This is a genomic window from Rhodococcus sp. 1168, assembly GCF_002091955.1.
GTDB lineage: Bacteria > Actinomycetota > Actinomycetes > Mycobacteriales > Mycobacteriaceae > Rhodococcoides.
On record NZ_MKKY01000032.1, the window covers coordinates 51,819 to 76,167 of the forward strand.

17 protein-coding genes and 1 pseudogene are annotated in these 24,349 nt (G+C 64.0%); 7 read left to right on the forward strand and 11 right to left on the reverse strand.

From position 1 onward, the window contains the following. Nucleotides 1–21: 21 nt before the first annotated feature. Nucleotides 22–9,906: a non-ribosomal peptide synthetase gene (locus tag BJI47_RS04260; protein WP_254900377.1), complete on the reverse strand. Its 9,885-nt coding sequence runs from the start codon at nucleotides 9,904–9,906 to the stop codon at nucleotides 22–24. Nucleotides 9,907–10,161: 255 nt separating this feature from the next. Next, a complete protein-coding gene (locus tag BJI47_RS04265) occupies nucleotides 10,162–10,683 on the reverse strand; it encodes a sugar transferase (RefSeq protein ID WP_176224668.1) in 522 nt (173 codons plus the stop codon). Between the two features lie 344 nt (nucleotides 10,684–11,027). On the opposite strand from BJI47_RS04265, the gene BJI47_RS04270 reads away from it, so the two are divergent. The 4 genes from BJI47_RS04270 to BJI47_RS04285 all read left to right on the forward strand — a co-directional run bounded on the left by BJI47_RS04270 (nucleotide 11,028) and on the right by BJI47_RS04285 (nucleotide 16,142). Further along, entirely contained in the window at nucleotides 11,028–12,800 is a 1,773-nt protein-coding gene (locus BJI47_RS04270; protein ID WP_088942557.1) for a DUF4012 domain-containing protein, read from the forward strand. 388 nt (nucleotides 12,801–13,188) lie between these two features. Then, the gene (locus BJI47_RS04275) at nucleotides 13,189–14,517 is read left to right on the forward strand and encodes an NAD(P)/FAD-dependent oxidoreductase (RefSeq protein ID WP_088942558.1); all 1,329 of its coding nucleotides are present in this window, start codon (nucleotides 13,189–13,191) and stop codon (nucleotides 14,515–14,517) included. Continuing rightward, nucleotides 14,514–15,137, forward strand: a complete 624-nt coding sequence (locus BJI47_RS04280; RefSeq protein ID WP_088942559.1) for a TetR/AcrR family transcriptional regulator — start codon at nucleotides 14,514–14,516, stop codon at nucleotides 15,135–15,137. Before BJI47_RS04275 ends, BJI47_RS04280 begins: the two co-directional genes overlap by 4 nt. Before the next feature lie 51 nt (nucleotides 15,138–15,188). After that, nucleotides 15,189–16,142, forward strand: a complete 954-nt coding sequence (locus BJI47_RS04285; RefSeq protein WP_088942560.1) for an alpha/beta hydrolase — start codon at nucleotides 15,189–15,191, stop codon at nucleotides 16,140–16,142. Between the two features lie 94 nt (nucleotides 16,143–16,236). Here BJI47_RS04285 and BJI47_RS04290 read toward each other — a convergent pair whose 3' ends face one another. From BJI47_RS04290 to BJI47_RS04300, 4 genes are read right to left on the reverse strand one after another with little or no spacing between them, the layout of a single operon-like run. Further along, nucleotides 16,237–17,130: an SDR family oxidoreductase gene (locus BJI47_RS04290; RefSeq protein ID WP_254900378.1), complete on the reverse strand. Its 894-nt coding sequence runs from the start codon at nucleotides 17,128–17,130 to the stop codon at nucleotides 16,237–16,239. Next, complete coding sequence (locus BJI47_RS04295) at nucleotides 17,127–17,891, reverse strand: SDR family NAD(P)-dependent oxidoreductase (RefSeq protein ID WP_088942561.1); 765 nt, start codon at nucleotides 17,889–17,891, stop codon at nucleotides 17,127–17,129. Before BJI47_RS04295 ends, BJI47_RS04290 begins: the two co-directional genes overlap by 4 nt. Before the next feature lie 43 nt (nucleotides 17,892–17,934). Further along, complete coding sequence (locus BJI47_RS24010; RefSeq protein ID WP_176224669.1) at nucleotides 17,935–18,111, reverse strand: hypothetical protein; 177 nt, start codon at nucleotides 18,109–18,111, stop codon at nucleotides 17,935–17,937. A gap of 24 nt (nucleotides 18,112–18,135) precedes the next feature. Beyond that, nucleotides 18,136–18,468 carry a hypothetical protein gene (locus BJI47_RS04300; protein ID WP_088942562.1) on the reverse strand — a complete coding sequence of 111 codons (333 nt, stop codon included), beginning with the start codon at nucleotides 18,466–18,468 and terminating at the stop codon, nucleotides 18,136–18,138. Between the two features lie 316 nt (nucleotides 18,469–18,784). Between BJI47_RS04300 and BJI47_RS04305 the strand changes: the two genes are divergently transcribed. Beyond that, nucleotides 18,785–19,258: a TetR/AcrR family transcriptional regulator gene (locus tag BJI47_RS04305; protein ID WP_088942563.1), complete on the forward strand. Its 474-nt coding sequence runs from the start codon at nucleotides 18,785–18,787 to the stop codon at nucleotides 19,256–19,258. A gap of 63 nt (nucleotides 19,259–19,321) precedes the next feature. Beyond that, nucleotides 19,322–19,756: a hypothetical protein gene (locus BJI47_RS04310; RefSeq protein ID WP_088942564.1), complete on the forward strand. Its 435-nt coding sequence runs from the start codon at nucleotides 19,322–19,324 to the stop codon at nucleotides 19,754–19,756. A 338-nt stretch (nucleotides 19,757–20,094) separates the two neighbouring features. Here BJI47_RS04310 and BJI47_RS04315 read toward each other — a convergent pair whose 3' ends face one another. Continuing rightward, complete coding sequence (locus tag BJI47_RS04315) at nucleotides 20,095–20,970, reverse strand: LysR family transcriptional regulator (RefSeq protein ID WP_088942565.1); 876 nt, start codon at nucleotides 20,968–20,970, stop codon at nucleotides 20,095–20,097. A gap of 122 nt (nucleotides 20,971–21,092) precedes the next feature. Between BJI47_RS04315 and BJI47_RS04320 the strand changes: the two genes are divergently transcribed. Further along, nucleotides 21,093–21,998 (forward strand): EamA family transporter, encoded by a 906-nt coding sequence (locus BJI47_RS04320; protein WP_088942566.1) that lies wholly within the window; start codon nucleotides 21,093–21,095, stop codon nucleotides 21,996–21,998. 102 nt (nucleotides 21,999–22,100) lie between these two features. Here BJI47_RS04320 and BJI47_RS04325 read toward each other — a convergent pair whose 3' ends face one another. The 4 genes and pseudogenes from BJI47_RS04325 to BJI47_RS04340 form a co-directional block, all read right to left on the reverse strand. Beyond that, nucleotides 22,101–22,307: a hypothetical protein gene (locus tag BJI47_RS04325; RefSeq protein WP_088942567.1), complete on the reverse strand. Its 207-nt coding sequence runs from the start codon at nucleotides 22,305–22,307 to the stop codon at nucleotides 22,101–22,103. Nucleotides 22,308–22,323: 16 nt separating this feature from the next. Next, nucleotides 22,324–23,178, reverse strand: coding sequence for a metalloregulator ArsR/SmtB family transcription factor (locus BJI47_RS04330; RefSeq protein WP_254900379.1), 855 nt, complete (start codon nucleotides 23,176–23,178; stop codon nucleotides 22,324–22,326). 30 nt (nucleotides 23,179–23,208) lie between these two features. Next, nucleotides 23,209–23,712, reverse strand: a complete 504-nt coding sequence (locus tag BJI47_RS04335; RefSeq protein WP_254900380.1) for a hypothetical protein — start codon at nucleotides 23,710–23,712, stop codon at nucleotides 23,209–23,211. Nucleotides 23,713–23,744: 32 nt separating this feature from the next. Then, nucleotides 23,745–24,349 (reverse strand): annotated as a pseudogene (locus tag BJI47_RS04340) (hypothetical protein); the annotation flags it as partial.

The following is a 24,349-nucleotide window of genomic DNA, read 5'->3' on the forward strand; positions in this document are numbered from 1 at the left end:
TGCCGGTGCCGGAAAGGTTCATCACGCCACGCCTTCCGCGACCGAGGTGGTGCCGATTGCTCGGCCTATGGTGTGGGCGCTTGCTTCACCCAGCAGGTCTTCGTGTTCAGCATCGATGCGGACGACCGAGAGGTGGCCGCCGACGTATTGTTCCCATTGCTGCGCACCGTGTGATCCACGGGCCGCAAAGTACACGACGTCACCGTCGTATATTCGGGGTCGGTGTGCTGCCACCCACCGCGGCGCAGCCGCTACCGGGGCATACATTCTGCGGAGATGGTCGCTGGTGAGAAATCCGAGTTCGCTTCGTGTGTAACGCAATTGCGTTACGACATCCTCGAACGAGGACCCAGTGACTCCCAGTTGGCGGGCCAGATCTTCGACACCGAAGTCGACGGCGCCGGCCGGGACATCCGTAGGCAAGCTCAGCTGCGGGTCGAGCAGTGCGAGTAGCGCGACTTCCTCCCCGGAGCTCTGCAGGACGGTGGCGACGGCGTGCGCAATCACGCCACCGAGCGACCACCCGAGCAGGTGGTAGGGGCCGGTGGGCTGAACTGCGCGGATCTCACGCACGTATCGGGCTGCGAACGCGTCGATCGAGGCAGGCGAGGTTTCACCGCTGGCGATGCCGGGGACCTGCAGTCCGTAGAGCGGTCGGTCGGTGACCGAGAGCAAGGACAGGTAGCTCCACGCGATGCCGATGGCGGGGTGGATGCAGAACAGTGGCTCTCGTTCGCCCTCGACCCGCAGTGGCAGTACGACATCGAAGACGTCGTCGCCGGCGTCGCCGAGTCCGTCCAGCTTCGCCGCCAACGACGCCGCTGTCGGGTGCGTCAACAGCCAGCCAACGGGAACCGGACGTCCGAGTTCGTCGCCGAGGTTGTCCATCACACGCACCACCGACAGCGAGTGCCCGCCGAGGTCGAAGAAGTTGTCGTCGACACCGATACGGTCGGCGTCGATCTCGAGAACCTCCGCGAACGACGCCCGCACGCTCCACTCCAGCGGCGTCGAGGGCGCAAGATGCACGACGGTCGCCAGCGTGGGCTCGGGTAGTGCTCGCGCGTCGACCTTTCCGGAGATCGACATCGGGAGCGTGTCCACGACGGTGACCGAACTGGGAACCATGTAGGCAGGGATGGTGCGCGTGAGGAATTCGCGGACTTCGCTGGCATCGGTGTCACCGGCGATGTAGGCCGCCAACGAGTGATCGTGCCCGAGGACGCAGGCCTGTTCGACGTCGGGATGCCGCAGCAGTGCCGCTTCCACCTCCGCGAGTTCGACGCGATGGCCGCGAATCTTGACCTGCGAGTCGACGCGTCCGAGGTATTCGAGTTCGCGTGCGTTCCGGTGCTCCACCCACCGGACGAGGTCGCCGGTTCGGTAGAGGCGTTTGCCGTTGTCGCCCAACATGTTCGGCACGAAGCGGCTCGAGGTTAGCCCCGGCTGGGACAGGTACCCCTCCGCCAGCCCTGGGCCGCCGAGGTACAGCTCCCCCACCACGTTGTCCGGTACGGGCCGCAGCCGTGCGTCGAGAACGACGGCGTCGAACCCACGCACCGGTCCGCCGATGGTCACCGCAGCGGGGTGTTTCAGTGCGGGCGTGCAGGTTCCCATGACCGTGGCCTCGGTCGGTCCGTAGGCGTTGAACACGGTGCTGCTGTGCGACCAGCGCTGCACCAGTTCGGTATTGGCTGCTTCGCCGGCCATGATGACGACGTCGACGGTCGGCGTCGCTGCCGGGTCGGTGATCTGCAGGACGGTCGGGGTAAGGCACACGTGTGTGACGGCTGAGCTGGTGATGAACGTTTCGAGTTCGCGGCCCGCGTAGATCTCGGCTGGCACGACGACCACGGCAGCGCCGACGCCGAATGCGAGGAGCATTTCGAAGATCGAGGCGTCGAAACCTGGGGATGCGAATTGCAGTACCCGTGATTCGGTCTCGACTCCGAACGTATCGCGTTGGCTTTGCACCAGATCCGCGATTCCCCGGTGTGTCACCCGCACGCCTTTGGGTGCGCCCGTCGAACCCGAGGTGTAGATGACGTACGCGGTGTCGTCGAGATAGGCAGTGTCTTCGAAATACGAGCGAAGCGGGGCCGGCTCGGGGGAACTCGCCAGGCCGTCGACCGTCACCCATCGTCCTCCGACGGGAGCGAGGGCCGCCCTGGTGATGCCGGTGACGGGCTGGGCGTGTTCGAGGATTTCCTCGATGCGTGCAGCTGGATGGTTCGGGTCGATCGGCAGGTAGCCGGCACCGCTCTTGGCGACGGCCCACATTGCCGCAACGAGATCGGCGGACCGCGGCAGTGCTACGGCAACCAGAGTTCCCGGCCGCGCACCTTCGGCGATGATGCTGTCCATCAACACATTCGAGCGTCGATCGAGCTCCGCATAAGTCAGTGATCGACCTCCGTCGACGACGGCTGTTGCGTCCGGCCAGCTCTCGACGGCCCGGCGCACGAGGGTGCCGAGGGTGTAGCGTTCTTCGGCACCGTCGGTGTGCGAGACGACGTCGGGGCGGGCGGCGAGGAAGTCGTGGCTGCCGAGTTCGATGTCCGGGCGTGCCGCGACGAGTCGGAGTACCGACTCGAGGCGTTCGGCAAGGGCGACGCACACGGATCGTTCGAAGCGGTCGCCGGAGTAGCCGAGTTGTCCGCTGAGCCCGTCGACGGTGTGCTCGATGACGACCTCGAGGTCGAACTGGTTCTCGGAGATGTCGATTCGCTGCGGCGATACTTCACCGGTGCCGAGTTCGAAGGTCGGGATCTCCAGCGCGCCGACGGCGAGGAGCACCTGGAACAGCGGGTGCGAGTCGATCGCTCTGGTCGGCTCCACGGCCTCGACGACCCAGTCGAAGGGGACGGCCGAGTGCGCGAATGCGTCGAGGTCCCGGTCGCGGACGTCGGTGACGAACTGCTCGAACGTCTTGTTCGGTGCCACGTCGGTCCGGAGCACGATGGTACCGACGAACATGCCGACCAAGTCGTCGAGCACGGGTTCGGAGCGTCCCGATACCGGCGTGCCGATGGCGATGTCGGTGGTGCCGCTGGCCTCGGCGAGCACGGCGGCCAGGGCAGCGTGAATCACCACGAACAGTGTTGCGCCCAGCCGGTTCGCGAGGCCGCGGAGGTCGGCGAGAGTGGCAGCGTCGAGTTCGAAGGCGATGGGTGCCGCATTCTCGAAGGGATCAGGGGTGCCGGTCGGCAGCTCGAGGTAGTCCGGCAGTCCGGCGAGGGTACGTCGCCAGTAGGTGAGTTGGTCGGCTGCGACCGAATCCAGCACGTCCTGCTGCCAGAGGCGGTAGTCGGCGTAATCAACTGCAAGCGGCGCGAACTCGGGTTTTACACCAGCCTGTCTGGCCGTCAGGGCGGTGGAGACGTCGCGTGCGAGTGGGGCGAGCGAGAGCCCGTCGACGGCGATGTGATGGGCGACGACCACCAACGACACCTCACCGCTGCTGTGTACTACGTTGAGCCGCACGGGTGGTTCGACGGTCAGGTCGAATCCGGTTTCGGCAAGCAGTTTCGCATCGGCGTGGCGATCGTCGATCGAGGAGACGACGATCTCGGCGTCGAGCAGCATGGCGACCGGGCCGTCCGGGGTCGACGGGTAGACGGTGCGCAGCGGAAGGTGGCGCTCGAGCACGTCGACGATCGCGGCCCGCAGAACTGCGAGGTCGGTGTCCGCAGGTAGCGGCAGGGCGAACGCAATGTTGTAGGCGGCGGAGGTGGGGTCGAAGCGATTCTGCAGCCACACCCGTCGCTCGGCGGGTGACAGGGCGCCGTGATCGCGTGACTGCGCTCGATGCACCAGCGCGGGCGGGTTGACGTACGCCTCCGACAGCTTGTCGATTGCCGCAGCGAGAGCGTGGGCGCTCGGCGCTTCGAACAGGGTCCGAACCGGAACGTGGGTACCCAACGCAGCGCCGATCCGTGAGGTTGCGCGCGTGGCACTCAGCGAATCACCGCCGAGGACGAAGAAATTCGCGTCGGCGGACGGGTCCACGACGTCGAGCGCGTCGGCGAAGATTCCGAGGATGACTTCCTCGGCGAGCGTTCGGGCTGCCGAGAGATTTCCGGCCACCGTGTCAGGGGCAACCAGTGCGGAGAAGTCGACCTTCCCGTTGGTGGTGACGGGGATGCGATCGACCGTAACGATGACCGCGGGCACCATCGACAACGGAAGCCGTTCCAGCAACCAGGGCGTGAGTTCGCGTTCTTCGGCCCCGACGACCCAGGCCACCATTCGTCCGTCGCGGACGTCGGCGACCGCACCCTGGACCGAAGGATGTGCGGTGAGGGCGGATTCGACGTCGCCGAGTTCGATGCGCACTCCGCGCAATTGGACTTGGGAGTCGCCGCGGCCACGGTAGTCGAGGACGCCGGACTCCTGGCGCCGTACGAGATCCCCGGTCCGATAGAGCCGCTGGCCACCGGGGCCTGCGACGAAGCGTTCCGCGGTCAGCGCGGCGCGGGCACGGTAGCCGCGCGCAATCGAGATCCCACCGAGGTACAGCTCGCCGACGCCACCGACCGGGACCGGCCGTAGGCGAGTGTCGAGCACGAGGGCGTACACGTGCGGCAGCGGTGTGCCGATGGTGACGCGGTCTCCGGCGTCGAGTGGGTCGGTCAGTGTCGCCACGACGGTGGCCTCGGAAGGTCCGTAGGCGTTGAGCATTCGCCGTCCGGGTGCCCAGTCGTCGACTACTGCGCTCCCGAGTACGTCTCCGCCGACGGCCACGGTGGTGACACCGGAAACCGGGGGGACGGTGGCGAGCACGGCGGGGGTGGACAGGTAGTGGGTGACGGAGTGGGCAGTGAGGAACCGAGCCATCTCGTCCCCGCCGAGTATCTCGGTGGGTGCGAGAACCATGGTCGCGCCTGCTCCGAAGGCCAGCACCAGTTCCAGCACGGCGGCGTCGAAGTTCGTCGAGTACCCGTGCAGCACCCGCGAGGAAGTGGTGACGTCGTAGCGCGAAACAACTTGCTGCGCAAGTGCATACACGGCTTCGTGCGTCACCGCCACGGGCTTGGGTACGCCGGTGGAACCTGAGGTGTGGATGACGTAGGCGGGATGCGCAGGGTGCACGGACGCAGCACGGTCGGCGTCGGCCAGCGGGCTGTCGTCGAAGGCCTCGGCTGCAGCTTCGTCGAGCCACTCGACGCCTTCTTCGATACCGCCGAAGCCCAGCTGGGTGTCGGCGAGGATCTGTTCGCGGCGCAGCGGCGGATAGTTCGGATCGACGGGCAGGAACGCAGCGCCGGATTTCACCACTGCCCATAGAGCCACGATGTACTCCGCGGATCGTACGAGAGAGAGCGCCACGGTGGTCTCGGGGGCGGCGCCGCGGTCGATCAGCAGGCGCGCCAACCGGTTGGATCGGCTGTCCAGTTCGCGGTAGGTCAGCGTCGATTCACCGTCCACAGCAATCCGGTCGGCAGTCTCGATCGCCAGCACATCCAGGAGTGTTCCCGTCGCACTGCGCTGGGGTTGCGCAGGCAGAGAGGCGAGTTCGATGTCCCCCACCACGACGGACGGGTTCTCCACGACTGCTTCGAGAACACTCACGAATGCTGCGGCGAAGCGTTCGACGGTCGCCCGGTCGTACAGGTCGATCGCGTATTCGATATCGCCCGCGATACCGTCGGCCGTTTCGGTGACGACGACGTTGAGGTCGAACTCGGAGGTATGCGTGGCGATGGGCAGCACGGTGACCGGGAGGTCCTCGATCGACTGGTGGCGGGCATTGTCGAATGCCAGCATCACTTGGAACAGCGGGTGACGATCGAGAGCTCGGCCGGTGCTCCCTGCGTCGACGATTCGCTCGAACGGCAATTCGGAGTGTGCGAACGCGTCGAGATCTACGTGCCGAACGGTCTCGAGGAGTTCGGTGAAGGTGCCCTCGCGGTCCACTTCGACCGCCAATGGCACGGTGCCGACGAACATTCCGACCATGTCGTCGAGCGCTGCGTGCCCGCGACCGGCAGAGGGCGAACCCAGGACGGTGCGGTCGCAATCACTGAAGCGACTCAGAGTCAGGGCAAGTGCGGCGTGAACGACCATGAACGTCGTCGCGTTCTCACCGAGCGCGAGAGAACGAATCCGAGCGTGCACTTCGGTGCCGATGGCGACTGGGACGCCTGCTGTCTGCATCGACTGCACTGCCGGACGTGGACGGTCGGTCGGCAGCTCCGCGCTGGGCCGATCCAGAGCGTCGAGGGCGATTGTCCAATAACGTAATTGGTCCTCGGCGGCGGCATCGACGACCGCTCGGTTCCACACCGCGTACTCGCTGTACTGAGCTTGCAGGCGCGGCCACGTCGGGGCATGCCCGGCGGCACGTGCAGCATAGGCGACGGTGAAGTCGCGGACGAGAGGATCGATCGACCACCCGTCGACCGCGATGTGATGCATGACGATGACGGCAACCGTCGCCTCGGACAAACCCTCGTCCGAGGTTACGGAGAGCAGCGAGGCGCGGATGGGGACCTCGGCTGCGACGTCGAAACTCTTCGATGCCAGTTCGGCGATCGCGCCGTCGAGTTCGCCGGGGCTTACTTCGCTGGTGGAGATCTCCGGCAGAACACCGACCGTGGGCAGCACTACCTGGCGTGGGCCGTTGCCGTCGTCAGGGAAGTAGGTGCGCAGCGATTCGTGGCGTTCGAGCACGTCACGCAGCGCAGCGACGACGAGGCTCGAGTCTCCACCGGAAGGCAACTGCACGGCCACCGGCATGTTGTATGCGGGTGAAGCCGAATCGAACTGGTTGAGGAACCACATGCGCTGCTGCGAGTAGGACAGTGGCACCCGATCGGGCATAACCGTGGCGAGCAGGTCGAGCGAATCTCGCTGATCGACAACCGAATCGATGGCAACCGAGATCGCGGCGACGGTCGGTGCGTCGAACAGGACGGGCAGCGTGACCGCGGAGCCGAGCCTGGCCACCACTCGCGTCGCGCTCAGCGAATCGCCACCGAGCTCGAAGAACGAATGAGTGCGGCCGACGATCGATACGTCCAATACTTCGGCGAACACCGCGGCGACGGCGCGTTCGGTATCGGTTTGCGGGGCAACGTATTCGGTCACCGTTGCCGGTGCCGGGTCGGGTAGCGCCCGGCGGTCGAGCTTGCCGCTCGACGAGAGGGGTAGCGCGTCGAGTTCGACGATGCGGTCCGGAACCATCCACGCCGGAAGCGCGCCGCGCAGGTGCGCACTCAAGTCTGCGGTTTCACCGACGACGTACGCGACGAGGCGGTCTTCACGAACGTCGACGGCAACGGCGTCGACACCCGCCAGTTGCAGTGCGACCGATTCGATGTCCCCGAGCTCGAGGCGACGGCCGTGTAGTTGGAGCTGTTGATCGGCGCGGCCCAGGTATTCGAGTGACGTGCCGAAGATCGACCAACGCACCAGATCGCCTGTGCGATAGAGCCTTCGACCGGGCGCGGCTGGATCAGCCACGAAACGGCTCGCGGTGATGCCGGGTTGCCCGTCGTATCCTCGCGCGAGTGAGTCTCCGCCGAGATAGAGCTCGCCGATGCCGCCGTACGGGACGGGCCGCAACCGGCTGTCGAGTACGAGTGCGCGGACTCCGGGCAGCGGGTCACCGATGGTGATGCGTTTCCCGACGGCCATGGGTGCGGAGAGCGTGGCGAGGACGGTTGCCTCGGTCGGGCCGTAGGCGTCGAGCATGTCGGGGCCTGCATCGGCGAACCGGTCGCGGAGCGCGGGCGGGCATGCTTCACCGCCCACGTCGAATACCTCGAGGCCTTTGACGTCCAGCGGATCGAGCGTCGCGAGGACGGTCGGGGAGGTGATGAGGTGCGTGATGCGTTCTTCGGCGAGCAGGTCGGCGAGCGCGGGGCCCGCATACACGTCGGCGGGCGCGATGACCAGCGTCGCACCGGCAGCGAAGGCAGCCAGGATTTCCTGGATGGACGCGTCGAACACCGGTGACGCCAGGTGCAGTACCCGCGAGTCCGGTGAGACCGAGTACCGATCCACTACGGCTGTTGCCAGTTGCGCGAGCCCGCGGTGAGCGACGCTGACGGCCTTGGGTTTTCCGGTCGAACCGGAGGTGTGGATGACGTAGGCCTCGTTGTCGAGGTGAACCTGGTGAGCCTGAAAGGGCAGGGGTTCGGCGTCGAGTAGATCTTCGATGGCCAGCCACTCGACTGTGCCGGGAAGCGTGCCGAGCAGTGCGCGTTCGGTGATGCCGACGCGCACTCCGGCGCCGCCGAGCATGGAGGTCAGGCGGTCGGTCGGATCATGTGGGTCGACGGGTACGAACGATGCGCCCGCTACCGATACGGACCACAGCGCCAGCACGGAGTGCATCGAGCGGTCCAGCGCGATCGCGATCCGTGTCTCGGGTGAGGTGAGGAAAGGCGAAAGCTGTTCCGCGATATGCCCTGCACGAGAGATGAATTCGACGCCCGTGAGCTCCTGCCCGGCGTAGCGGACAACGGCGGACTCCCGGAGCAGCTCGGGCAGCAGAACTGGCGGTGGACCCTGCGAGTCCACTGCGAGCAGGGCTTTCTCTTCGGCGCGCGAGAGCACCGTCAGGCTTGCCAGCGGCAAGCCGTCCGGTGCCCCGAGAACGGTACGCAGCAGCGCGAGGAACCGCTGATGGTGCGTGCTCAGCTCCTCGGTGCTGTAGATCGCGGGGTTACCGAGGAAGTCGACGCGGGTGCTGGCGCCGGCGACCCCCGGGTAGACGTTGACCATCATGTCGTCGATCGGGCCGCTGGAGAGCACACGGTACTCGCCGATGACGTCGCCGAGCCGAATTGTGCTGTCGTACATCATGATGTTCACGGTCGGGCCGAAAGCTCCGCGGCCGGCAGAGGTACTGCCCTCGAACCCGCCATCGGTTTCACGCTGCATGTCCTCGACGCGGAACCGCTGATGCCGCAGCGCGCCGGTGAGCTCGACTTGGATGCGCCGCAGTAGTTCCTCGATGGTGACGTCCGGGTCTACGCCGATACGTAGCGGCACGATGTTGGACATCATTCCGGAGGAGTCACGCAATTTGGTCGTCGCTCGACCCGAGACGGGGAGGCTGAGCATGACGTCGTCGGTGCCGGTCATCCGCGCGAGGTACAGCGCGAACGTCGCGAGCACGACGGGGACGTCGGAAGAGTTGTAGCGCTTGGCCAGCGCAGCCATTGCATCGGTCAGCTCGTCGTCGAGTACTGCGCCGACGCTGATCGACACGGCGCTGGGCACCGACGCACCGGAATGCGAGGTGCCGGCCAGACGCGGAGCGTCGGCGTGACCGTCGAGTCGGCCGACCCAGTATTCGCGGTCTGCCTCGTAGCGCGTGGAACCGACGTAGGCGGCTTCGTAGTCGTAGATCGCCCGGACCCGGACGCTGCGGGTCTTCGGAATCTCGGCGCCGGTCAGTAGCGCCGTGTACACCACGGCGGTGCGTTTTTGAACCGAGATCGCCCCCAAGCCGTCCATGACGACGTGGTGTGCGCGGCTGTACCAGAAGTAATGTGCGTCGCCGACCTGGATGATCTCCGAGGCGATCAGTTGATCGCGGTCGAAGTCGACGGGCTTTCGGTACTGCTCGTCCATGTAGCGGAGGGCGTAGCCGACGGGGTCGCACTCGTGCCGAAGATCGCGGTAGATCATCGCGTAGGGAACGTTGACGTCGACCCACTGATAAGGCTGCCCGTCGTCCTCACGCAGTCGCACACCGGGCGATTCGAGCTCACGGGACGCAATGTCGGCAGCCCTGATCAACGTGGCAGGATCGATCTCGCCATGGATTTCGACGAACTGGGCGATGGTGAACGGAACCCCCGGGGCCAGCTTCTGGGCGAAGTAGATATTGAGCTGGGCAGGCGACAGCGGGAACCAGTCGATCCCGTTGGGGGCACCTTCCACTGACGACACTTCGGCTACCCCTCCTCACAGTCCTTTGCGCCGGCGGCACAATCTTCACTCCGGAAGAACATTGCTGAAGCAACGTCGATCAGTAGCGCCCAATTACAAACTAGTGGACCGGAGGTAATTGCTCTACTTGTCCAAGGCGACTTCCGAAATATTAACCGTTGTCGGAGCATTGCATTTCGGTGAAAACTAGGTGACAAGTATTGAAAAGCGCCATTCCGCTTGTTTCTGGTTATTTCACCGAATATTCAATGTAATTCAGGGGCCGTACCGTACTGCGGCGACTGTCCGGTACAGGATTCGAATGTCGCGGGCGAGCGACCATGACTCCACGTAGCGGCGATCGAGCATCGCCGCATCCGGACCGGAGATGTCCGCGCGGGGCTCCAGCACCCACAGCCCGGTGATTCCTGGACGGCAGTCGGCGGGCACTTCACCCTCGGAAATGTCGGGCCGATCCTTGACGGGTCGTGGCCCGACCAAGCTCATGTCACCACGAAGAACGTTGATCAACTCAGGCAGGTGATCCATGCCCAGCTTCTTCAGAAGTACGCCCAGCCGCTGCTCAGGAGGTGCCCTGAAGCTCAGAAGCTGGAAACTGACACCTCGGCGACCGATCCGCGTCGTGGACGCAAACGCGGGCTCACCCTCGGCTCCACTGGTCAAAATCATGCATCCGAGGAACACCGGCGCCAGCACTACCAGGATTGTCGCGGCCACAGCCCTGTCGAATGTGACTTTGGTCGCAGATTGCACCGGATCGAGCCGCGTGGGCCCCACCGATCCGCCTCGTTGTGGTAGTAGTGGGCCCGGATCGCACCCTCCCGAACGACAGCGGATCACTGTGCCGACTCCCTTCTCCGAACGAGACGGCCTCCCCGAGACCGACAGATTGTTATCGCGAGTAACCAACCATCACGTTACAATTTCGGAGCACTCGAGCCGGTTCTTTACACGATCGTATTAATTACCGACGGCGACGATCATTCGAACGGATTACCTCACTACCTCAATGTCCACTACCTACGTGGACGCACTAGTCTTCCCACGGACGTGAATATCTTCTTTCGGCAATACCCGCGCCCTTCTCTCGAACCACCCCTAGCAGCAGGAGCCCCGTCGACATGACCTCTGGCACCGACACCCGCCCGCCGTCGCGCAAGAACAAGCGGCCCGTCCTATTGGGTGTCGGCATCGTTCTGGTCATCGTTCTCGCCTTCCTCGCGTGGCTGGCATACGAGGCCGTAACGGCGAAGTCCAATTTGGAGACGACGCGTGACGCCGCGAACTCCGCCAAGAACGCCCTGCTCGACGGCGATGTGCCGGGGGCGCAGGCCGCTGCCGCCGAGGCAAGTGAATCCGCGGACAAGGCCCAGAATGCGGCGTCTTCGCTGCCGTTCACGATCGCTGCAGCTATCCCGTTCTTCGGCAGCCCCCTCGAGACGATCGTCGAGATCACCGACGTGGTGAAGGGGCTCGCGGTCGATGTTCTCGAGCCCGCGGCGCAGGCGAGCGCAAGCATCTCCCCCGACAACGTGATCGAGGGTGGCGGCCGCGTGAACTTGCAGTCGCTCACCGAGGCAGAGCCGATCCTCTCGGAGACATCCGCCGCGGCCCAGAATCTCTACGCGCAGGCTCAGGCAATCGAGGCGCCCGCCTATCTCGGTGTCGTCGACGACGCCCGTGTGCAGCTCGAGAACCAGACCCACGACCTGTCGGGGTTGCTGACCAATACCTACACGGCGAGCCGCATCGTTCCTTCCATGATGGGCGCCAACGGCCCCCGCTCCTACTTCCTTGCCTTCCAGACCAATGCCGAGGCACGCGGCACGGGCGGTCTACTCGGCGGATTCGGAATTGTGCGCGCCGACAACGGAACTGCCCGGGTAGATACGCTCGGCAGCAACCGGGAGCTGGAGTTCGCGGAGCAGCCGATCGACCTCGGCCCCGAGTACAACGCACTGTGGGGTCCGCGTAACACCACGACCGACTTCCGCAATTCCAATGCGAGCCCTCACTTTCCGTACGCCGGCCAGATCTGGACTTCGATGTGGGCCGAGCAGACCGGGGAGAAGCTCGACGGCGCCATCGCTACCGATCCGATTGCTCTGGGTTACATCCTCGACGCCACCGGCCCGGTCACCCTCGCCGACGGTGAGGTCATTTCCGGTGACAACGTGGTCGAGGTGACGCTGTCCACTGCCTACGCTCGGTTCGGCGAAGATCAGCTGGCTCGCAAGAACTACCTGCAGGAAATCTCGCAGGCTGTCGTGTCGAAGATGACGACGGGTGTCGCTCCTACCCGCAAGTTGCTCGACGCGGTCGGCCGGGCAGGCGGTGAGGGACGCATCTCGGTGTGGAGCGCAGATCCCGCCGAACAAGAAGTCCTGGCGGGCACGAAGGTCGGCCATGCGATCCCGGACGATCCTGCACCGTACGCCAACGTGATCGTCAACAACGCAGGCGGAAACAAGCTCGACTACTACCTGACCCGCGATATCTCCTACACCGCGGAATCCTGCACCGGCCCGACCCGTAAGTCGACGGTGACAGCGACACTGACCAACACCGTTAACTCGGACGGCCTGACCCAGTACGTGGCCAGCACCTTCCAGCCCGGTGTCCCGTACGGCACCAACGAGTCGATCGCCTACCTGTACGGAACGCAGGGTGCCAAGATCACCGGCATGAAGGTCGACGGCGTCAACGCCTTCTCGGTCCAGAAGGGCACCGAGCTGGGTCGGCCCGTCCAGGCCGCGTATCTCACGATCCCACCCGGTGAATCTTCGACTGTCACTTGGGAACTGGAGGAGCCTTCCGTCCCCGGTGAAGCTACGGTTCCGGTCCAGCCGTTGGTGGACACTCCTACTATCAGCATCGATCTTCCCCAATGCTGATGGTGGAGCACTGACGGCCCCGGATCCGTAGATTGCGCGGGCTGTGCCGGCCGATGGTCACCCCATCGAGCCGGCATAGCTCGTTCATCAGCAGGTTTCGCGATAGACCTCGACGATCGGCGCCAGCTCCTGCGGCGTTGCACTTCCTCCATCAGGGTTGCGGGCCCGTCGCTCCCGGCACCCGCCAGTAATTAGTAGCTCAGTTCGTCGAAGACTCGTGCACTCGACGCCATACTCGATTCTCCGATCTTTGCACCAGGCGACGCGGACCATTCGTAGGGTTCGTGCCGCTCAACCGGTGGATTCGACGGCCGTCAGCGATTTCTTGACGTGTGTCAAATTAGCGCATAACGTGACCGCTGTCACCCCTCGAGTAAGCGAGTCACCCATGACCACCACGTTCGACAGGCCCACCACTGCGATCATCGGTGCAGGAATTTCCGGACTCACCGCCAGCAAGATGCTCGACGACTACGGCGTTCCGCATACCTGTTTCGAGATGTCCGACCGCATCGGTGGCAACTGGGCCTTCGGCAACCCGAACGGGATGTCGAGCGCCTACAAGTCGTTGCATATCGACACTTCCAAATATCAACTGTCGTTCCGGGATTTCCCGATGCCCGAGAGCTATCCGGACTTCCCGCACCACACGCTGGTAAAGGAGTACCTGGAGGATTATGCCGAGGCCTTCGACCTGAAGAGAAACATCGAGTTCTCCAACGGTGTTCGCAGTGCGCGTCGAAAGCCCGGCGGCGGATGGGAATTGGACCTGCAGGACGGCTCGACTCGTGAGTTCGACTTCCTGGTGGTCGGCAACGGTCATCACTGGGACGCTCGGTTGCCGGAGTTCGACGGCGAATTCACCGGGGAAAGCTTTCACTCGCACCACTACATCGACCCAGAACAGCCATTGCACCTGCGCGGCAAGCGAATTCTAGTGGTCGGCATCGGCAATTCGGCTGCTGACATCGCCGTCGAACTGTCCAGCCGCACCCTCGACAACGAGGTCGTGATCTCGACTCGCTCGAGTGCGTGGATCGTGCCCAAGTACATCAGGGGAAAGCCTGCGGATATGGGTTTCAAGACCTCGCCGCATATCCCGCTGAAGTGGCAGCGCAAGGTCATCTCCAAGGTGGCGCCCATGCAGAACGGATATCCCTCGGACATGGGATTGCCGGAGCCGAATCACAAGTTCATGGAGGCGCATCCCACCCAGTCGGTGGAACTGCCGCTGCGGCTGGGCTCGGGCGATCTGACCGCCAAGGGCAATCTGAAGAGACTGGATGGGAAGACCGTGCATTTCGAGGACGGCACCAGTGCCGATTTCGACGTGATCATCTACGCCACCGGCTACAACATCACGTTCCCGTTCTTCGACCCCGAGTTCTTCTCGGCCAAGGGCAATCACATCAGCTTGTACAAGCGGATGTTCGCCCCTGGCATCGACGACCTGGCGTTCATCGGATTTGCCCAGTCCACCCCGACTCTGTTCCCGTTCGTGGAGGCGCAGACCCGGATCCTCGGCGCCTACCTCGTCGGCCAGTACGCGCTCCCCTCGGTCGCAGAGATGAAGCGAGTCATCGCAGACGACGAGGCGCTGTACCTCGGGCACATGCTTCCGACCGCCCGTCACACTCAGCAATTGGACTACTTCGTCTACGAGCATCAGCTACGAACGAAGGAGATGCCGACCGGCCGGGCTCGGGTTTCTCGATGAGCGCTCGGATCGTCGATTCGCGGAGCCCGACGAAGGGAGATGCGCGTCGCACTGCGCTGCTGGCGGCTCTCGATGATCTGTTGCGGGAGGTGGACAGTGTCGAGTCGATCAACGTCGCCGACCTGTCCCGTCGAGCCGGAGTCACGCGCTCTGCGTTCTACTTCTACTTCGAGAACAAGGCCGCTGCGGTCGGTGCCTTGATGGAAGTCTTCTACGAAGAGGCGGCCGCGGCCGGTGCCTGGTTGACCGACGTCTCTCGCGACCCGACCGAGCGCATCGGTCAAGCCATCTCGCATCTGTTCATCGTCACCGAGCGGCACGACCATCTCTACCGTGCCGTGTTGGAGGCACGAGCCACCAACCCGTCCATCCGCAAGATGTGGGACGCCGACCGGGTTTCGTTCGAGGAGGCCGTGGCCGACATGATCGAAGCCGAACGCACTGCCGGCCGGGCGCCGGACGGTGCCGACGCACGGACGTTGGCCGCGGTCCTACTCGATATCAACGACCGCAACATGGAGCGTCGAGTGGTGGGCACGTGCCCCGATCGGGACATGCATGTCGAGGTGGTCACCAGCATCTGGGTCCGCTCCATCTACGGCACCCCTCCCCTTCCCTGAGTTGCGCACCCCTGCAATTCGACTCCCGTTCGAAAACCCTTGGAGCCAGGCATGAATGAGAACAACACCACCATGACCGAAACCTTGCCCACCGCCGCAACGAGTGTCGTCGGCTTCACGGTGGCGGGTACACGCTGCGAGGGCACCCACTTCTCGGCTCGCAGCGACGCGTTGGCATCGGCAGCCGGTCGTCCGGTCGTCGTGTTGGCCCATGGCTTGGGCGGCACCCGGGATTCAGGTCTCGACGGCTTTGCCGAGGCGTTCGCCGCAGCAGGGTTGGATGCCTTCACCTTCGACTATCGCGGTTTCGGCACCAGCGGCGGCGAAGAGCGCCAGACCGTGTCCTTGGCCGGTCAGGTCGAGGATTGGATGGCGGCGGTCGACGCTGCGGCACAGCTCCCCGGCGTCGATCCGCAGCGAATCGCGCTGTGGGGCGTGTCGTTGGCTGGTGGTCACGTACTCCAGGTGGCCGCCGACCGTGGCGACATTGCCGCCGTCATCTCTGTGGTGCCGATGGTCGACGGCCTGGCCGCCATGCGACACGCTTTGGCCGCGCACGGCCCGTTGAACCTGCTCAAGGCCACTGCGACAGGGATTGCTGCGAGGGTCAGGGCCAATGTCGGCAAACCCACGATGCTGCCGGTCGTCGGCAGGCCCGGGCAGCCCGGTGCGCTCACTCTGTCCGGCGCCTACGAGGACTACCACTCGATCGCAGGTCCGTCCTGGCGCAACGAAGTACGCGCCGATGTCGGTCTGGAACTCGGCACCAGGGCCCCGGCCCAGGCCGCCGCGAAGATCAAGGTCCCGCTGCTCTTCCAGATCGCCGACTTCGACCGCTCGGCGCCGCCCCGCGCGGCAGCACTGGCGGCGTTTGCGGGCCGCGCCGAGGTTCGCCATTACCCGGGCGACCACTTCGACCTGTTCCCGGGCAAGCCGTTCCACGGACCGGCCGTCGAACATGCGGTGCACTTCTTCAACCGCCATCTGGCTCCTGGAACCAACTGAAGCTCTGCGGCACAGCGCAATCCGTCGATATCACTGCCGGGTGATGTCGACGGATTGGGCCGGGCTGGATTCGACGTCGATCGTGCAGGCGTGGTCAGCGAGCGGAAGCCTTCTCCACCTTGTGGGCTCGCTGAGCCTGCCACTTGCGCTGTCGAGCCACGAACAAGATCGACGAGCGTTGCATCAGTCCCGGAGCGAGCCGGTTGAACCGCCATGCCAGGCGGGCCGAGCGCGGCGTGACCAGAATCGCCTTGTTCCCGGCGACGGCCGCCAGCACCTCATCGGCCAGCTTCTCCGGCGAGTGCGGGGTCTTGATGCGCTGACCCCTCAGGTAGTAGTCACGGCCCACGAAGTCGTCGATCGAACCCTTGTCCAAGATCGGGGTATCGACCGCCCCCGGACAGATAACGGTGACACCCACGCCCTTGGCCGCCGCCTCGGTACGCAGCGCGAGCGAGAGTCCGACCACTGCGTGCTTCGTGGCGACGTAGCTGGTGATCAGACCGGCTGCCATCAGGCCACCAGCCGAGGCCGTGTTGACGATGTGACCATTGCCCTGGGCGATCATCTTCGGGTAGGCCGCATGGATGCCGTGCACCACGCCACGCAGGTTCACGTCGATGATCTGATTCCACTGGGCCAGGGTCAGGTGCTCGGCCTCGCCGCCGAAGGTGATGCCGGCGTTGTTGAAGATCAGGTCGATCCGACCGTGCTCGGCGACCACCCGGTCCACGGCTGCCAGCACCTGCTCGGGGTCGGTGACGTCGAGCGCCTCGGCACGAGCCTGCGGCCCCAGTGCCGCAGCAGTGCGTCGCGCAGCCACCTGGTCGAGGTCGGTACAGACGACATACGCGCCGGCCTTGACCAGCGCTGCGGCCAATGCGGCCCCGATGCCGGACCCTGCCCCGGTCACCAGCGCGGCGCGCCCGACAAAACGGCCCCGGTAGGGATTGACGGCGTCCGCGCCCGCAGACCCGGTTCGGCTCACCCGAAGGCCTTTTCGATGAGACCCAGCAGGTCCGGGTAGCGCTTCAAGTGCGCACCGCCATTGACCTGCATGTCCTCGCCGGTTGTCCACGCCGCACCGTCGGAGAGCAGGTACTCACACGCGGCCGCGATCTCCAGTCCCGTCCCTGAGCGTCCCAGCGGCGTGTTCTCGACGTAGTCCTCACGCACACCGGGGATCTCCATGGCCGGCGAGGTCAACGGCGTGACAACGAGACCGGGAGAGACCGTGTTGACCCGGATCTGCCGCGGAGCCAACTCGAGAGCCGTCACCTTCGAGAGCATCAGGAGCCCGGCCTTGGCCGTGCAGTAGGCCGCCAGCCCCGATCCGGGTTGGGTCCCGTTGAGCGAGGCAAGGGTGACCAACGATCCGCCGTCGGAAACGCGGCTTCCGGCGTGCTTGAGCACATGGAATGCGCCGACCAAAGAGATGTCCAGAATGCGCCGAAACTCGGCCGAATCGTGGTCGACCACGGGCGAAAGAGTGCTCGTGCCGGCACAATTCACCACGCCGGTGAACGAGCCGCGTTCGACAATGATTTTCTCGAACAGGGCCTGCACCGTTGCCTCGTCGGCGACGTCCACCGGGAGTATCGACTCGCTGCTCACCAGATCGGCGCCGATGACCTCGTGGCCCTGTAAACGCAGGTGCTCGGTGATGGCGGCACCGAGACCGGAGGCGGCACCGATCACCACCGTGGTCTTGGCGACAGCGGGCTCGGCCGTCTCGGATGGGGGGAGCATGCGTACTCCTGACATGTGTCGAAAATTGTTGACGTGTGTCAACTTAGCTCCACGAGTGACCGCTGTCATCCGTTTGAGAGGGTTCGACGTCGATCGTGGTGAGGTCGCGCCCACGGGTCTCGATGATCATGGTCAGTGCCCCGATCGATATGCCGGCGGTGATGACGATGATCAGACTCAACGGATGCTGCGCGTCGCGACTACGTGAACGAAACTTCACACATTGTCGGCATAGGACCTGTTGTCAGAAAGTCGCCGGATCCCAGAAATAGGTGTAGTTGCTCCATGGCCCAAGGTTTACGGTGTTGAGGTGATGCTTGTTCCCCCATGGGTCGACCTGGTACGCGGCAACGAACCCGTGGAAGTAAGTGCAGTGAATGTCTTTGGTTCCGAACGGGCTGAACACGACTTTCTGGGGTGGTGCCCACGCGCCAGGCCCCCAGGGCTGGACGAACTCGGCGCTGCATGGCAATTCGCGCAGACCGATGTCTAGTGCTGTGGCGCTCGCCGGTAATGCTGCACTTACACTCGCGGCCATCGCACTTGCCGCGAAAGCCAGCAGTAGTTTGCGTTTCATATTCGAGAGCCTTCCTTCGCGGGGATCCTGGCTACTCCCTCATCGTGCTATTACGCCGCCGGCGTTACGAACTGGCCCCTCGCTGCGGAGCCGATCGACAAAGCCCGCCCGAGATCTGCGCCGCCAAGAGTTCGAGATCCCCCACTACATCGAACTTGTCGACGCACTCCCACACAACTGCTCCGGCAAGGTCGATAAGCTGCAACTGCGGCAACGTGGATGACCCCACGTGCCCTGCGCAGCACATACCGACCAACTGACAACGCGACCGAGATCATGCTCCATCTTCCGGGGTACTCAGAAGGTAACGGGGACCATGCCGACGAATGCCACAGTCAACGCCGAGCTGCGGAAACGGCAGGTGCTGCATACCGCCACGCCGCTGTTCGCAGAGAACGGCTTGGCAGGTACGTCGATGCGCATGATCGCAAGCAGCATCGGCATGCTTCCCAGCAGCCTCTACCCATACGTGCCCTCGAAGGAGTCTCTCCTGGAGGAGATCGTCATCGGCCACTTACGGGCGATGAATACCGAGTTTCATCGGGTTGTCGACCGGTCACTGGCGGCAAGCAATCACAGACTGTGGATAGCCTCGCTCCAACGCGAAATCGACGAAGACGTCTACCGGCCGTCGATCGCCCCGAACGTTGCATACGAACTGATCAAGGATGGCCTGTGGCTTACCGGGCGGTGGTTCCGCCCCACCCCGGAGTACACACTGGCCGACCTGTCGGTCGAATGCGTCGAGTTCCACCTGAACGCACTGATGCCGAAACAGAGCCCGCCCTGACCTCCGATCCGGCAGGATGGAGACTCGGTCTTGGAATGTCCATGGTAGGACGGGTGATTGCATATGAAACGTATCCTGAACGTGCTGATCTTCGTCTGTTTCTTCGCGGTGGTCTTCATCGTCTTGCTTGCTGTGATCAAGTCATCGCGGGACACCACATCGCCCGCCCTCGCCGATGAATCGTTCGTGATCCATGGCCAGCCGACGACGTGCAGCTCGTTGTTCGGGGAGCCGTGCGAATTCGACCTTCAAACCGAGTACAACATGTGGGGGAACGGACTCGAATCTTTCGTCGACTCGGGCGTGCTGGGGCCCTACGCCGCCGATATCGGGTTCGTGGATTCCGCGAAACTGAGTTTGCAGGCGTGCGGAGTTGCCCGGACCGCAGGAAAAACCGTCCTGGAATTCGACGAACTGGCCCAACGCGATCACCCTGACGCCACCAGTGCGCAACTGTTCCCGTTCTGGAACCAGACTCGGCAGGATCTGTGCCCTTAGCGCTGTGCAGATCCAGGCGCCGCGTGCAGATGCCGATGTCCGAGGGCGGCGACGGCCAGGTCAACATGGACGCAATCGTCAGCGGCACCGCGATGTGGACGCGTAGGAAGAGGCCACCGACGACGGTGCCGATGAGCGTGCAGTCCCGACGTTCGTGGTCGAGATGGGTACCGGCGGTGAAGTGCGTGCACATCAGGTCATCGACTCCATGCGCTTCGTCACCGCCATTTTGGAGCGGAGAATCGGCACCGTTTCTCCTGTAAAGCCGGTTTCCCTCTCGATCCCGCAGCCTCTCTGAGCCTCGACCTGCCGAGACAGACTGTCCTCACGTCAGCTGATCAGGCAGCGGCGGTCCGCACTTGGTGAAGAAATGCGGCGGCGGCCGGCGACGGTCCGTCGCTACTCCAGATCAAGTGTTCTGCTCGGCGTGCAGCGTCGCGGACGGGAATGGTCACGACGCCGGTGAGCTGCTGGGCGTAGGCCGAAGGGAGCATGCCGATTCCGAGTTCCTGACCGATGAGCCCGGTCATCAGGTGGGCATCGGTGACGTCGAAGGCTACGTCGCGGCTCAGACCAGCGGCCGCAAAGGCCTGATCCACTTGTGCCCTCCCCGGGGTCCCGGGGGGAAAGTCGACGAAGACTTGACCAGCCAGGTCATGCAGACTGAGTTCCTCGCTTTCTGCGAGCGGGTGTGTCGCCGACATGACGACGACATGGTTGTCGTGGGCCAGAAGATGGTGCGCGACTTCGGTTAGAGCCCGCTCGATCGGCAACCCGAGAAACGCGACGTCGAGCACTCCAGTGGCGACCTTGTCGACGAGCTCGTCGCTCCCTCCCATCACCAGGGTGACACGCACTTGTCGGTGACGATCGTGGAACAAGCGCAGTGCAGCAGGCACATCGACCGCACATACGGTGGGGATCACCCCGACCGATAGTCGGCCACGGACTTCTCCGGTCGCGGCGGCAACTTCGCTGCGCGCACGCTCGGCCGCAGCCAAGCATTGCCGGGCCGACGGCAGAAACGCCGCTCCAGCCGCTGTCAGGCGCACTTGCCGACTGGTCCGATGAAAGAGTCGTGCGCCGAGTTCGGATTCCAAGCGCGCCACCTGATGACTCAGGGCGGACTGCACCACGAAGCACCGCTCGGCGGCCCGGGTGAAACTGGAGAGTTCAGCGACGGCGACGACGTAGGAGAGTTGGCGGAGATCCATCTATCCATCATCAATCACGATCGATAACGTGACAAGCATGTGTTGGACTCATGCTTGCGCTATCGCGACGATAGAGGCATGGCATCTACACCCATCCCGCACTACCCCACTCGAGCGCACCGATGAGCGTGATCAAGACGACCGCCCTCACCGCGATCGCGCCCGCGGTCTGGGGCACAACGTATCTCGTGACTTCCGAATATCTGCCCGCGGGTCATCCACTCTTCTCAGGCCTGGTCCGAGCTCTGCCTGCTGGACTGCTCGCGCTCGTATTGACTCGCACCCTGCCCACCGGAGCTTGGTGGCCGAAGGCTGCACTCCTGGGGGTGCTCAATATCGGCGCATTCTTTCCCCTGTTGTTCCTGACCGCTTACCGCTTGCCTGGCGGGGTCGCCGCAACCTTGAACGCAACCCAACCGATCGTGGTCGCCATTCTTGCAGTGCTGCTACTGAGTGAGGCCTTGTCGTGGTGGCGATTGGGTTGGGGACTGATCGGAGTGCTCGGTGTGGCGCTGATCGTGCTGACCGGCAGCGCCACCCTGGACGGGGTCGGCCTCTTGGCAGGCATAGGCGCAGCGGTATCCATGGCAACCGGCGTGACGTTGACCAAGCGCTGGGGGCGGCCCGAGGGCGTGGGAGCGATGGCCTTCGCGGGGTGGCAGCTGACCGCCGGCGGTCTGTTCCTGTTGCCGATCACTCTGCTCGTCGAGGGTGTCCCCGACACCATCACCTGGTCTGGGATCGGCGGCTACCTCTGGCTCGGCCTGGTCGGCGGGTTGCTGACATACACCCTGTGGTTCTCCGGAATCGGCCGACTCCCGGTTACCTCCGCGGCGCTGCTCGGGCTACTTTCGCCGATCGTGGCCGCCGGCCTCGGCGTCGTATTCCTCGGTCAGCTTCTCAGCGGTGTTCAACTCGTCGGCTTCGCTCTCGCTTTGGCAGCCATTGCCGCCGGGCAGTTCAACCCGACCCGGCGCGCCCCGACCCACCGATCAGGCCAGCCTGTCGATCAGCTCACCGATACCTGACGCACCGACACATCACGTTGCGCATTGCTCGTGGGATCGGCCAGTCCTTCGACCTGGTAGACACTGCCCAAACCGAGGCACCCCGCTGAAGGAGCATTTGAATCAACCTGCCCGGTTACGTTGCGCACCTACGGTATCCGCGACGTCGCGGTACGTGTCCGGAGTGATGGGTGCTGGGGCTCCGCCTGTCAGTAGTGCTTCGAGGCCGGCGTTGAGGTGATAGCCCCAGGCTGTGGTGCAGACGGTGTGGCATTCCAGTTCGGGTCGCAGGCCGCGGTGGGTGAAGGTGGTCGTGAAGTTGGTGCTCATGGGATCTTTCCTCTCCCTAGTTTTCGGTGGCGGTGAGTTCGGTTGCGTTCTGCATCTGCCAGATGTCGCTTGGCAGCGTCGTCCCGGTTTCCAAGTAGGACTTGAGGTTTGCCAGTACGGTCGGCCAGCCTTGAGAGATGCCGTCGAGCATCTCCCTGCTTGGAACGTTCGTCTGGCTGACGGTCAACTTCACGGCGTCGACGACCGGTTCGATCTGATACGTCACCACCGAGCCGGCGTCGAGTGCCTGCGCTGCGGGTTGGAAGGTGAACACCAGGCGATTCGGTCGATCGGACTCTAGGACTTTGCCCCAAATGTCGTAATACCCTGTCCGCCCATCGAATCGGTGTGTCCACGAAGCTCCGAACTCCCAGCCGGAGACGTTGGCCATCCCGCCCCAGTAGATCGCGGTGACGTCGGCGTCGGTGAGGGCGTCCCACACCTGCTCCGCCGAAGCTCGGATGTAGGTGACGTACATGTAGTCGGGGAACTGTTCGGCTTCCTTCATTGCGCTGTCCTCAGCTCGTTGTTTGACGACGTCCAGGACGTCGAGGTGTGGACGGTCGAAATCACGGATCCAACGACGTTCGATGTCGTGAATCGGCTCGGGATTCAAGAAGTGTCGACGTTCGCGCCCCTTGCGGACCACAACGACCAGGTTGGCCGCGACAAGTAGATCGAGGTGCTTGGTCACGGACTGCCGAGCCATCGACATGCCCTCGCAGAGCTCTCCGAGCGTTTGCGCATTCTCACGTCGCAGAGCGTCCAGAAGTGCACGCCGAGGGGGATCGGCGAGCGCCTTGAAGACGGCGTTGACATCAGGTTGCGGGAGCACCGACCCGATATGCAACCAAACGGCTGCATATGTCAAGAGGTATCTACCCGGCAGCTCAGACGTGCTCTATGCAGGCAGGGTCTGCAGTGTCAGCTTGATTTGCTTGCGCACTTCACTATCCGGATCGTCGAGGTACCGCTCGACCTTCGGCTTCAAGCCGGCGGGCAGGGGCCTATATCGACGCAGGTAAGTGATGCCGAGGGGACGCACGCTCGGGTCTTCGATCTGACCGACGACGATCTCGAGGCCATCGGGTCTCCCCTGCTTGATCAACCATTCCATGATCGCTGCCCGCCCCGAACTCAACGACCGATCCATAGCGAGAGCTGCCATCCGGTCATAGTCCGAAGGCACGGCCAGATGTAGCAACGCATTAGCCACAGCATGGCTGTTGATCGGAGGGAGCGGCGGATCGAGATAGAACTGCTCGAACAACACCGGCACAGCTTCGGTCCCGACTGCATCGACGGTGGTGAGGGCTCGAGACAATCCCTCGCGCAGGTTGGCGAGAACCCTTGGCTCGGTTGCTTTGCTGCGCTGTTCGACGTGGCGCAGCCAGTCGATGAGCAACGGGATCAGGTCGGGGTACCGCTGGTTGGCGTTCAGCTCTTGTGCGCTTCGGCGCTGTCATGAAGTGCGCCGGCCAGATCTGCGTATTCGTCGACGAGGGAGTTGAGCTCTTCGAGATCCTCGACGACGATGTCGACTTCGTCGCCGTTGAGTTCGTCGAGCGTCGACGACGCTGATAGCAGTCTTCCCCGACAGGTTCCGTCGCTATCGCTCGCGATTCCGGCCCAAGCCGTGCTCGCAGTAGTGAGTTTGTCTTTGTCGCCGTTAGGAATTGGAACACCGATGTGTTGCAGCAGGCCGATTACTTCCGATAGTGCGTCGCCCTCTCCTCCTGCTGCCGGCTGCAGGGCGAAGCATGTGTTGAAAGGGGCGTCCCCAGGGTCTACTTGCGCTACGGCCTCACCGTTGCCGTTCACGTTTAAGTCCGCTTCGGCTTGGGCGTGGTTCTTACCCATCTGGATCAGGACCCTGCTGTACATATGTATCGCTGTGCTGAGGTTGCGGCCCATTGACTCGAAGTTCGCGGCTTGTTCGTCGTACGCCGAAGAAAATTCTTGACCTACGTCGTCGGTCCCTGAGGCTCCCCCCGGATGGTGGACACCGAGATAGCGGGATCGATGGTTCCGCTGGAAGGATG

Excerpts from the sequence above, each read along its gene's own strand:
- BJI47_RS04270 (WP_088942557.1), top strand. The coding sequence starts at position 11,028 with ATGACCTCTGGCACCGACACCCGCCCGCCGTCGCGCAAGAACAAGCGG.
- BJI47_RS04275 (WP_088942558.1), top strand. The coding sequence starts at position 13,189 with ATGACCACCACGTTCGACAGGCCCACCACTGCGATCATCGGTGCAGGA.
- BJI47_RS04280 (WP_088942559.1), top strand. The coding sequence starts at position 14,514 with ATGAGCGCTCGGATCGTCGATTCGCGGAGCCCGACGAAGGGAGATGCG.
- BJI47_RS04285 (WP_088942560.1), top strand. The coding sequence starts at position 15,189 with ATGAATGAGAACAACACCACCATGACCGAAACCTTGCCCACCGCCGCA.
- BJI47_RS04295 (WP_088942561.1), bottom strand. The coding sequence starts at position 17,891 with ATGCTCCCCCCATCCGAGACGGCCGAGCCCGCTGTCGCCAAGACCACG.
- BJI47_RS04300 (WP_088942562.1), bottom strand. The coding sequence starts at position 18,468 with ATGAAACGCAAACTACTGCTGGCTTTCGCGGCAAGTGCGATGGCCGCG.
- BJI47_RS04305 (WP_088942563.1), top strand. The coding sequence starts at position 18,785 with ATGCCGACGAATGCCACAGTCAACGCCGAGCTGCGGAAACGGCAGGTG.
- BJI47_RS04310 (WP_088942564.1), top strand. The coding sequence starts at position 19,322 with ATGAAACGTATCCTGAACGTGCTGATCTTCGTCTGTTTCTTCGCGGTG.
- BJI47_RS04315 (WP_088942565.1), bottom strand. The coding sequence starts at position 20,970 with ATGGATCTCCGCCAACTCTCCTACGTCGTCGCCGTCGCTGAACTCTCC.
- BJI47_RS04320 (WP_088942566.1), top strand. The coding sequence starts at position 21,093 with ATGAGCGTGATCAAGACGACCGCCCTCACCGCGATCGCGCCCGCGGTC.
- BJI47_RS04325 (WP_088942567.1), bottom strand. The coding sequence starts at position 22,307 with ATGAGCACCAACTTCACGACCACCTTCACCCACCGCGGCCTGCGACCC.